This window comes from Mesorhizobium sp. M7D.F.Ca.US.004.03.1.1, assembly GCF_003998635.1.
GTDB classification, from domain to species: Bacteria; Pseudomonadota; Alphaproteobacteria; order Rhizobiales; family Rhizobiaceae; genus Mesorhizobium; species Mesorhizobium loti.
The window spans coordinates 1-9596 of record NZ_RZQG01000150.1; the positions used below are offsets into that span (position 1 = coordinate 1).

13 protein-coding genes are annotated in these 9596 nt (G+C 61.6%); 9 read left to right on the forward strand and 4 right to left on the reverse strand.

The window, feature by feature from the left end:
* The 4 genes from EN935_RS11565 to EN935_RS11580 form a co-directional block, all read right to left on the reverse strand.
* A partial coding sequence (locus tag EN935_RS11565) for a DUF3445 domain-containing protein (protein WP_164771087.1) occupies window positions 1-649 on the reverse strand: 649 nt, incomplete at its 3' end.
* 9 nt (window positions 650-658) lie between these two features.
* Window positions 659-1624, reverse strand: coding sequence for a PDR/VanB family oxidoreductase (locus EN935_RS11570; protein WP_126068314.1), 966 nt, complete (start codon window positions 1622-1624; stop codon window positions 659-661).
* Window positions 1621-2217, reverse strand: a complete 597-nt coding sequence (locus tag EN935_RS11575) for a dimethylamine monooxygenase subunit DmmA family protein (protein WP_127262743.1) — start codon at window positions 2215-2217, stop codon at window positions 1621-1623. The genes EN935_RS11570 and EN935_RS11575 overlap by 4 nt, the downstream gene beginning before the upstream one ends.
* Before the next feature lie 41 nt (window positions 2218-2258).
* Window positions 2259-3392 carry an aminomethyltransferase family protein gene (locus tag EN935_RS11580; RefSeq protein WP_127262744.1) on the reverse strand — a complete coding sequence of 378 codons (1134 nt, stop codon included), beginning with the start codon at window positions 3390-3392 and terminating at the stop codon, window positions 2259-2261.
* Between the two features lie 286 nt (window positions 3393-3678).
* On the opposite strand from EN935_RS11580, the gene EN935_RS11585 reads away from it, so the two are divergent.
* The 9 genes from EN935_RS11585 to EN935_RS11625 all read left to right on the forward strand — a co-directional run.
* On the forward strand, window positions 3679-3966 hold the full coding sequence (locus tag EN935_RS11585) for a hypothetical protein (RefSeq protein ID WP_127262745.1): 288 nt from the start codon (window positions 3679-3681) through the stop codon (window positions 3964-3966).
* A gap of 12 nt (window positions 3967-3978) precedes the next feature.
* Complete coding sequence (locus EN935_RS11590; protein WP_109661986.1) at window positions 3979-4356, forward strand: hypothetical protein; 378 nt, start codon at window positions 3979-3981, stop codon at window positions 4354-4356.
* Window positions 4357-4370: 14 nt separating this feature from the next.
* Window positions 4371-4532: a hypothetical protein gene (locus EN935_RS11595; protein WP_127262746.1), complete on the forward strand. Its 162-nt coding sequence runs from the start codon at window positions 4371-4373 to the stop codon at window positions 4530-4532.
* 14 nt (window positions 4533-4546) lie between these two features.
* Complete coding sequence (locus tag EN935_RS11600) at window positions 4547-5941, forward strand: amino acid permease (protein ID WP_127262747.1); 1395 nt, start codon at window positions 4547-4549, stop codon at window positions 5939-5941.
* A 45-nt stretch (window positions 5942-5986) separates the two neighbouring features.
* Window positions 5987-6676 (forward strand): hypothetical protein, encoded by a 690-nt coding sequence (locus EN935_RS11605; protein WP_164757564.1) that lies wholly within the window; start codon window positions 5987-5989, stop codon window positions 6674-6676.
* Window positions 6673-6996: a hypothetical protein gene (locus EN935_RS11610; protein WP_109661982.1), complete on the forward strand. Its 324-nt coding sequence runs from the start codon at window positions 6673-6675 to the stop codon at window positions 6994-6996. The genes EN935_RS11605 and EN935_RS11610 overlap by 4 nt, the downstream gene beginning before the upstream one ends.
* 104 nt (window positions 6997-7100) lie before the next feature.
* Window positions 7101-7997: a glutamine amidotransferase family protein gene (locus EN935_RS11615; protein WP_109661980.1), complete on the forward strand. Its 897-nt coding sequence runs from the start codon at window positions 7101-7103 to the stop codon at window positions 7995-7997.
* A gap of 4 nt (window positions 7998-8001) precedes the next feature.
* Window positions 8002-8727, forward strand: a complete 726-nt coding sequence (locus EN935_RS11620) for a GXGXG domain-containing protein (RefSeq protein ID WP_109661978.1) — start codon at window positions 8002-8004, stop codon at window positions 8725-8727.
* A 6-nt stretch (window positions 8728-8733) separates the two neighbouring features.
* On the forward strand, window positions 8734-9596 hold an 863-nt coding region (locus tag EN935_RS11625), incomplete at its 3' end, for a glutamate synthase-related protein (RefSeq protein ID WP_245488929.1).

The window sequence follows — 9596 nt, forward strand, 5'->3', positions numbered from 1 at the left end:
GCTGGATGTTGGTGAGGAACTTCAGCGCCCTGACGAAAATCCCCTTCTCATGCGCCAGCGGCACCGGCGCGTGCCATTCGAAGAAGTTCATGCCGATGTCGAAATCGAGCGACCAGTCGGCCTGGGTGGTGACCATTCCGGCATCCATCCATAAATTTCCGTCGCGCTGGTCGAGGATGCAGAAATCGCCCTGACTCTGCCGGGTGATGTATTCCATCGGCCCGTAGGGCAGCGTCGAGGTGTCGCCGAAGGTGAAGGTGTCGTCGATGCCGAGCGGCCGGTTGATCCAGCGCCAGCGGTCGCCGTCGTGGGTCAGCGTGAAATGCTCGGGATAGCCCAGTGCCTGCTGCTCCATCAAAAGCTCGAGCAGGTCCCAGCCGGCCAGCGTCATGTGCGGCAGCGACTGGCAACGCAACGGATCCTCGGCCAGCACCAGCGCCCGGTCCTGCATCTCGGCGACATAGTGCTCGTCGACGTCGATCAGGTTTTCCAGCACGCTGCCCTTCGGCCCGACGACATGCGGCTCGATGTTGACCGCATACATGTAGGCGTCTTCGTGGAACGGAAACGGGAACCGCCTGATGTGCTCAGGGCTGTTCTTGAAGGTGAAGTCGTCGCGGAACGTTTCCTTGCGAAAGGTGATTCCCAAGCTCGCCTCCTATCTTTCCAACACCAGCGACCGACCCTCGAAGCGCGATACGCACGGCATGATCTTCTTGCCCGAACGGTGCTCTTCCTCGCTTAGCCAGTGGTCGTTGTGGATGAACTTGCCGTCCGAAGAGATGACGTTGGTTTCGCACTGGCCGCAGACGCCGCCGCGGCAGAGATAGGGCGGATCGACGCCGGCCGCCTCGATCGCCTCGAGCAGGCTCTGCTGTTCATCGACGCGGATCGTCTTGCCGCTTACGGCAAGCGTCACGTCGAACGGCAGCCCGGGCTGGGGTGCCGCGAAATGCTCGAAATGCACGGTCTCCGATGGCCAGCCGAAGCTTGCCGCGCGGTCACGCACCCAGTTGATCATCCCCGCCGGACCGCAGACATAGAGATGCGTACCGAGCGGCTGCGTCGACAGCAACCGGTCGAGTTCGATGCGCTCGTCAAGGTCGTCATGATAGAGCCTGACCCGGCGGTCGTAGCGCTCGCGCAGCACATCGGCGTAGGTGCCGAGCGATGCGGTGCGGCAGGTGTAGTGCAGTTCGAAATTGCCGCCTTCCGCCGCCAGTTGCGCGGTCTGCGCCATGAATGGCGTGATGCCGATGCCGCCGGCCAGCATCAGATGCTTTTTGGCGCGCAGGTCGAGCGAGAACAGATTGACCGGATAGCTGACCACCATCTCCATGCCGGGCCGGACATTCCGGTGCATGAACAGCGAGCCGCCACGGCCGACATCGTCGCGGCGCACGGAGATCGTGTACTCGCGCGTGTCGAGCGGCGAGCCCATCAACGAATAGGGATTGAGCCTGGTCCGCTCGCCATCGCGCATCTCGACCACGACATGGGCGCCGCCGGAAAAGGTCGGCAAAAGCTCGCCGTCGCGCCGGCGGAAATGGAAGCGGGTGACCAGATCGTTGACCGGGACGACATCGCTGACCACGACATCGAGTTTTGTTGTTCCGGTGCTCATCCAAAAATCTCCTCCATCGGAGGAATCTCTGAGCGATCTTCCGCATTGATGCAGACGCCCTGGAAGGCGGCGATGCGCCTGGAATAGTGATCGCGCACCAGAAGGAGCAGGCCGCAATGCGCGCAGGTCGCCGGCTGCGTGGTCACATTCTCGGTGATGCCCTTGCAGTGCACGCACTGCATGCGCCGCGCCAGCGAGCCGCGGTGCTCGGTCTGGATCGAGGTGTGGTCGATGCCGGCCTCGAGCGCTACCTGCATCGCCTGGCCGATCAGGCCTTCGGTGCCCGAGAGGTAAAGGCGCAGGCCCATATGCGCATTGGCGAGTGTCTGCCTGAGCCGTGGCAGCAGGCTGGCGAAGGACGGCGCCTGATGAAACTGTGCCGGTTTCAGCGCGTCGAGCGCGGCGATGTGGTTGCCGTCAGGCCCAGGAATGAAGACGATTTCGGCGTCGTCGAAAAACCCGGGCGGCGCCCTCTCGGCCATCTCCGCTATCGCCAGCGCCCCTTCCGCATCCGCGATGAAAAGATGATGCTTGCCGGGCTGCGGAGACAAGGTTCCGTAAACGGGTCGGCTGATGATACTTTTGGCTGCCATTTAAGTCTTCGTGCCTCGAACCCCTCGCCGTTGACTATGCCTCAACCTTTCGCCGTGCGCTTGGTCTTCTTGGGATCGTCGAATGGCAATGGCTGGGCGGTGGCCTTGATGGCACCGCTCTTGTTGCGGATTTCGAGCTTGGTATCCTTGACCGCGCAGTCGACGTCGAGGCGGGCGATGCCCATCGATTTCTTGACCAGCGGCGAATACATGGCGCAAGTCACCACGCCGACCTTCTTGCCGTCGCGATAGATCGGCGCGCCTTCATCGGCCGGCTCCTTGCCGTCGAGCAGAATGCCATAGATCTTGAAGCGTTCCTTGCCTTTCAGGCGGTAATGCTCCTCGGCGCCGCGGAAGCCGGTCTTGCCAGGACTGACGGTGAAATCGAGGCCGAGTTCCCACAGCGTGTCGCCGGGGCCTTCATTGTCGAACGGATATTTTTGGGAATTGTCGTAGGGATAGAAGAGCAGATAACTTTCGACGCGCAGCATGTCGAGCGTGGTAAAGCGGCATGGAATGATGCCGGCGCTCTTGCCCTCGTCGAGGATCCTGTCCCAGATCGTGCCGGCATCCTGGCCGCGGCAGAAGATCTCGTAGCCGCGCTCGCCGGTATAGCCGGTGCGCGAGATCATCACCGGAAGGCCGAACAGCTGCGTCTGCATGTGATGGAAATAGTTGAGGTCGCGGATACCCGGCACGTGCTTGGCCAGATAGTCGACTGATGTCGGACCCTGCAGTGACAAATCGTGCAGATTGTCGTCGAAGCGCAGCGAGACATCGCGTCCTACGGATGCACGCTGCAACTCCTCATGGCCGGTGCCCGAACCGTGCACGACCATCCATGCATTCGGTCCAGTTCGGTAGAGGATGCAATCGTCGGTGAATTTTCCCGCCTCGTTCAGCATGCAGGCATAGGCCGACTTGCCTGGGTAGATCTTTTCGACATCGCGGGTCGTCGCCAGGTCGATCAGGTGTGAAGCATGCGGCCCGGTGATGTGGACCTTCTTGAGGCCGGAGACATCCATCAGACCGGCCTTGGTGCGGATGGCGATGTACTCCTCGTCGGCATCCTTGTCGTAGGTCCAGGCGGTTCCCATCCCGCTCCAGTCTTCGAGCTTCGAACCGAGCGCGCGGTGGCGATCCGCCAGGGTCGAAAATCTCCAGGATGCCGTCATCCGCTCGTCCTCCGTTTCGAAAAATCTCTGCTGTTCCCTGCCCCCTGCGCAGCGGCGGGAGCTTTGGCCGAATATTGACCGCAAACCTCCGGGCGCTGCAATACCCATAAGCAATTAATTTCATTGTCAGGCAAAATCAGCCGCGCGAAGCAAACAGTTAACCCCGCGTAAATCGCGCTTGACAATTGCGGAATTCGGACGGAGTTTATGAAAAAAATTTCACTCTCTTGAAAGAGGGCAGCGAGCGGCCAATTCGGGGTCGAGCGTTGGAAAAAGGGGAAAACCGATGTCAGACGTGCAGCAGCGCATCGAAGCGCTGTATCGTTCCGACGTGCGCGGATCCGCGCTCCTGATCGTCTGCCTGTGGGCGACGATCCTCTTCGTCCTCCTCATGACGTGGCCCTACATCCCGCATGGCGGCATCAAGGCCGTGGTCGCGATCGCCGCCGCCGCCGTGCTGATCTTTAACACGGCCGCGATCCTGGCGATGGTCAAGCACTACAAGGAAGACAAGGATTTCATCTACGGGCTCGATATCAAGAACGCCGACGCGTTCCGCAACCGCAAGTCCTGAGGGGTAGAAGAGATGTCCCGTTACACGCCACCGGAGCAAAGCAAGGCCGGGCAAGTTTTCGACATCGCCGTCGTCGTGGTGGCCATTTTCGTGGCGCTGTGGCTGCCGCTCAAGCTGGGCCTTGCCGGCGCGGCGAAATCCATCGATGCGCTCGACGCCAAGACGTGGGAAGCGCTTGGCCAGAACCCGACAATGGCGTCGATCTGGGAAAAGCTCGGCTACACGCCCGAGACCGCGCACGACATCATCCAGAACCGCTTCCACTATGTCATCGACTGGCCGACGCTGATCATCATGGCCGCGGTGCTGGTCGGCTATTTCGTCTTCCTGTTTCGCGCATCCGACCGCGAATATCGCGACGTCATCAACGAAAAATTCGACGACAAATAATCGAGGGACGCACCATGTGGACGGTACTCTCCTACGCATGCTGGGGCATCTCGATCGTGCTTGCCCTTTGGATGCTCTACGACTGGTTCAAGGTCGACACGACCTTCTCCGAAGAGGTGCTGACCTCGTCGCGCGAAGGCGAGCTTGAAGCCGCTTCCGAAAAACACCGGATCTGAGTGGGGATTGAACAATGACGGTCACACTTGAACCGGCAATTCACGGGGACAGGGTTTCACTGCTCCGCGTGCTTGGCCCCGCCCATGTCTGGGCACTCGGCGTCGGCATCGTTCTGGTCGGCGAATTCACCGGCTGGAATTTTGCCGCCGACAAGGGCGGCGCGCTGGCAGCACTGATCGTCTGCTGGGTCGTCGGATTGCTCTACACCTCGGTCGCGATGATCGATTCCGAGGTCACATCGACCGTCGCCGCCGCCGGCGGTCAATATGCGCAGGCCAAGCACATCGTCGGACCGCTGATGGCGTTCAATGTCGCGCTGTTCCTGGTCTTTGCCTACACCATGCTCGAAGTGTCCGACGCCATCCTGCTCGGCGATACCATCGTCGCCAAGGCGGGGGTCGAAGGCCTCACCCACAATTCCTTCATCGCAGCGACCATCGTCGTACTAGCGTGGCTGAACTATCGCGGCGTGCTGATGACGCTCAACGTCAACTTCGTCATCACCGCGATCGCCTATATCTCGATCGTCATCCTGTTCTTTTCGGTCAGCCCGTGGACGCAAGGCGCGGTGCTGAAGCTCAACGAACTGGTCACTCCCGGTAATGCCCTGCCGTATGGCTGGATCGGCGTCATCGCCGCCTTCCAGTTCGGCATCTGGTACTATCTCGGCATCGAGGGCACCACGCAGGCCGCCGAGGAAGTGCGCTCGCCCGCCCGCTCGCTGCCTTATGGCACCATGGCCGGCATGATCACGCTTTTGATCGCCGCCGCCATGACCTGGTATGTCTGCGCCTCGATGATGCCATGGGAATATCTGGGCATCACCTATTATCCACTATGGGACGCGGGCAAGCTGACCGGCAGTCCGCTGCTCGAGAATCTGTTGTTTGTCGCCACGCTGCTTGCCGCGATGGCCTCCGCCAATGGCTGCATCAACGATGCGGCGCGCGCCTGGTTCTCGCTCGGCCGTGACCGCTATCTGCCGACATGGTTCTCGGCGGTGCATCCGAGATATCGCACGCCCTATCGCTCGATCCTGTTCCTGCTGCCGATCGCGCTGGCCTTCGCCTTCATCGCCGACCTCAACCAGGCGATCACCTTCTCGATCCTGTCAGGCGTGCTGCAATACACCTTCATGAGCATCAACATCATCATGTTCCGCAAGAAGTGGCCACTCGGCTCGATCCGCCGCGGCTATACGCACCCCTTCCATCCGATCCCAGCCATCGTGCTGTTTTGCCTGTGCGTGGTGACCTTCTTCGCCATCTTCCTCGGCTTCGGCTCGCAGCTGATCGCCATGGTCGCCTTCTACTTCCTGATCTCGCTGTGGTTCCATTTCTATCGCTACAAATTCGTGCGGCGCGGCGATCAGTTCACCATGCCGTGGCCAAAGCCGCAGGGTTATTGATGGGAGTAGGCCCGTCCGGATCCTGGGCGGGCCTGGCATGAGAAAATGTCCGAGGTGACATCAGCACTGCTTGCCGGGGCCATTGTCCTGGCTGTCGTCCTCCACCTTGCCTGGCAGGCGCGTGCCAGCCGCAGCAGGGCGTCGATGGCGCTCGCCGTCGAGCAGGACCGCATCCGCGCAGTCATCGCCGACGCAGCCAATGTTTCGGACGGCACCGTCGGCGTCATCACCTGGGAAGGATCGTGGAACAGCAAACGTGTCCAGGTGCGCACCATCGTCGATACGCTGGCGACGCGGAAACTGCCTGCGCGCTGGCTCAGTGTTTCGATCACCGAAGAGGTCGCGGTGCCAGCTACGTTCGACATGATGATGCGGCCGGGCTCGCCGACGACCTTCTCCAATTTCGATCATCTTGAGCACACACTGCCCAAGGCTCCCGGATTTCCTGCCGAGGCGGTGCTGCGCACCGACCGCAGGGCGGCGCGCTTCCCACAAGGCCTCATCTCCAGCCATATCGAGATCTTTGCCGAAGGGTGCGCCAAGGAACTGCTGATCACGCCCAAGGGTATACGCATCGTCTGGCTGGTGGCGGAGGCCGAACGGGCACGCTATGGCGTTTTCCGGCAGGCCGAATTTGGCGGCGCCACACTCGATCCCGCACTGATCGAAAGACTGCTGGTGTCGGTGTCGGCGCTTCGCGACGCCATCAACAAAAGCGAACGGCAGGCCGCATGACCAGTTCCATCACTGCGCCCACCAACCCCTATCTGGTTCTCGGCGCTGCAATCGTGCTGCCGGCAAGCGGGCACGTCATTCTGGGCGTGCCGGTGCGCGGCCTTCAGTTCCTCTTCTTCTTGGTGATCCTGGCATGGGTCACCGCCAAGATCGCGCCGCCAGACGCCAGCTTTGTCGGTCGTCATGCCGGCGGCTTTCTAATCTATGCCTTGTCGATCCTCGACGCCTACAAGATCGCCCGCATCCGCACCGCCAAATGGGTTCACAATGCCCGGCGAGACGGCGACAATGCACAGAGCGGCATTGGGCCGCATACGTAACTAGAGGAAAATTTTTTTCATATGATTGAATTTATGGGACTCATTCGATACATCATCTCTTAGCTACAAACGATCTCTTAGCTACAAACCACCGGGAGGCTGACATGTGTGGAATTGTCGGACTGTTTTTGAAGGACAAGGCGCTGGAACCCCAGCTTGGTGCGATGCTGTCGCAGATGCTGATCTCGCTCAGCGATCGCGGTCCGGACAGCGCCGGCATCGCCATCTACGGCGCGCCTTCCAAAAATGAGGCCAAGATCACCATCCAGTCGGCCAAGCCCGACCGCGATTTCCGCGGTCTCGAGGCGGAGCTCGCCAAGGCCATCGGCACGCCGGTGACGATCGCGGTGAAGTCGACCCATGCCGTCGTCAGGACCACGCCCGCCAAGATCGACGAGGCGCGCGAAACCATCCAGGCGCTGCGCCCCGACATCCGCATCATGGGCGCTGGCGACGTTGTCGAGATCTACAAGGAAGTCGGCCTGCCCGAGGCGGTCGTCGATCGCTTCGATGTCCGCAAGATGACCGGCACGCATGGCATCGGCCATACCCGGATGGCAACGGAATCGGCGGTGACGACGATGGGCGCGCATCCGTTCTCGACCGGAGCCGACCAGTGCCTGGTGCACAATGGTTCGCTGTCCAACCACAACAATGTCCGCCGCGAACTGATCCGCGAAGGTATGAAATTCGAGACCGAGAACGACACCGAGGTCGCTGCCGCATATCTCTCCTCGCAGATGGCGCATGGCAAGAATCTCGGCGAGGCGCTGGAAGGCACGCTCTCCGATCTCGACGGCTTCTTCACCTTCGTCGTCGGCACCAAGAACGGCTTCGGCGTGGTGCGCGATCCGATCGCCTGCAAGCCCGCCGTGATGGCCGAAACCGACCAGTATGTCGCCTTCGGCTCGGAATATCGCGCGCTGACCAAACTGCCCGGCATAGACAATGCGAGGGTCTGGGAACCCGAGCCCGCAACCGTCTATTTCTGGGAGCATTGAGTTCATGCCGGCAACCACGCTTTCAAAGACTGCGGCGCACGACCCTCGGGTCTTCGATCTCGACCAACTGTCGTTGCGCGAACTCAACCAGGCGCTTCACAATCTGGCTCCCGGCTCGAACGAAACGGCATGGGAAGTGCTGAACCCGAAGGGCAGCCATTCGGTCGCCGTCGGCGTCGACCAGCCTGTTGCCATCGATGTGCGCGGCAGCGTCGGCTATTACTGCGGCGGCATGAATTCCGGCAGCACCATCACCGTGCATGGTTCGGCAGGCCCCGGCGTCGGCGAGAACATGATGTCGGGCTCGATCACCATCAAGGGCGACGCCAGCCAATATGCCGGCGCCACCGGCAAGGGCGGCCTGCTGGTCATCGAAGGCAACGCCTCGTCACGTTGCGGCATTTCGATGAAGGGCATCGACATCGTCGTGCACGGCAATATCGGCCACATGTCGGCCTTCATGGCGCAATCGGGCAATCTGGTGGTGCTGGGCGATGCCGGCGATGCGCTCGGCGATTCCATCTACGAGGCGCGGCTGTTCGTGCGCGGCAAGGTCGACAGCCTCGGCGCCGACTGCATCGCCAAGGAGATGCGGCCCGAGCATCTGGAATTGCTGCAGGGCCTGCTCGATCGCGCCGGCGTGACCGGCGTCAAGCCGGCGGAATTCAAGCGCTACGGCTCGGCGCGCACGCTCTACAATTTCAATATCGACAACGCCGACGCGTATTGAGGCAGCATGACCTACAGGAACCCGCCGACGACGCCGCGCAAATCCGCGACCTTCGACGACTATACGCTTTCCGAGATCCGCCGTGCCGCGGCGACCGGCATCTATGACATCCGCGGCGCTGGCGCCAAGCGCAAGCTGCCGCATTTCGACGACCTTCTGTTCCTCGGCGCCTCGATCTCGCGTTACCCGCTCGAAGGCTATCGCGAACGCTGCGACACGAGCGTCGTGCTCGGCTCTCGCCATGCCAAGAAGCCGATCGAACTGAAAATCCCGATTACCATCGCCGGCATGAGTTTTGGCTCGCTGTCAGGCCCCGCCAAGGAAGCCCTCGGACGGGGCGCGACCCTGTCGGGCACCTCGACCACCACCGGCGACGGCGGCATGACCGAGGAAGAGCGCGGCCATTCCAAGCAACTGGTCTATCAATATTTGCCCTCGCGCTATGGCATGAATCCACGCGATTTGCGCCGCGCCGATGCGATCGAAGTCGTCGTCGGCCAGGGCGCCAAGCCGGGTGGCGGCGGCATGCTGCTTGGCCAGAAGATTTCCGACCGTGTCGCCGAAATGCGCACGTTGCCGAAAGGCATCGACCAGCGCTCGGCCTCGCGCCATCCCGACTGGACCGGACCCGACGATCTCGAGATCAAGATCCTCGAACTGCGCGAAATCACCGACTGGGAAAAGCCGATCTACGTCAAGGTCGGCGGCGCCCGGCCCTATTATGACACGGCGCTTGCGGTGAAGGCGGGCGCCGATGTCGTCGTCGTCGACGGCATGCAGGGCGGCACCGCCGCCACACAGGAAGTGTTCATCGAAAATGTCGGTATGCCGACGCTTGCCTGCATCAGGCCGGCGGTGCCGCCCTGCAT

Bases quoted from the DNA above. Each gene is read 5' to 3' on its own strand.
- EN935_RS11570 (WP_126068314.1), bottom strand. From the start codon at position 1,624: ATGAGCACCGGAACAACAAAACTCGATGTCGTGGTCAGCGATGTCGTC.
- EN935_RS11575 (WP_127262743.1), bottom strand. From the start codon at position 2,217: ATGGCAGCCAAAAGTATCATCAGCCGACCCGTTTACGGAACCTTGTCT.
- EN935_RS11580 (WP_127262744.1), bottom strand. From the start codon at position 3,392: ATGACGGCATCCTGGAGATTTTCGACCCTGGCGGATCGCCACCGCGCG.
- EN935_RS11585 (WP_127262745.1), top strand. From the start codon at position 3,679: ATGTCAGACGTGCAGCAGCGCATCGAAGCGCTGTATCGTTCCGACGTG.
- EN935_RS11590 (WP_109661986.1), top strand. From the start codon at position 3,979: ATGTCCCGTTACACGCCACCGGAGCAAAGCAAGGCCGGGCAAGTTTTC.
- EN935_RS11595 (WP_127262746.1), top strand. From the start codon at position 4,371: ATGTGGACGGTACTCTCCTACGCATGCTGGGGCATCTCGATCGTGCTT.
- EN935_RS11600 (WP_127262747.1), top strand. From the start codon at position 4,547: ATGACGGTCACACTTGAACCGGCAATTCACGGGGACAGGGTTTCACTG.
- EN935_RS11605 (WP_164757564.1), top strand. From the start codon at position 5,987: ATGTCCGAGGTGACATCAGCACTGCTTGCCGGGGCCATTGTCCTGGCT.
- EN935_RS11610 (WP_109661982.1), top strand. From the start codon at position 6,673: ATGACCAGTTCCATCACTGCGCCCACCAACCCCTATCTGGTTCTCGGC.
- EN935_RS11615 (WP_109661980.1), top strand. From the start codon at position 7,101: ATGTGTGGAATTGTCGGACTGTTTTTGAAGGACAAGGCGCTGGAACCC.
- EN935_RS11620 (WP_109661978.1), top strand. From the start codon at position 8,002: ATGCCGGCAACCACGCTTTCAAAGACTGCGGCGCACGACCCTCGGGTC.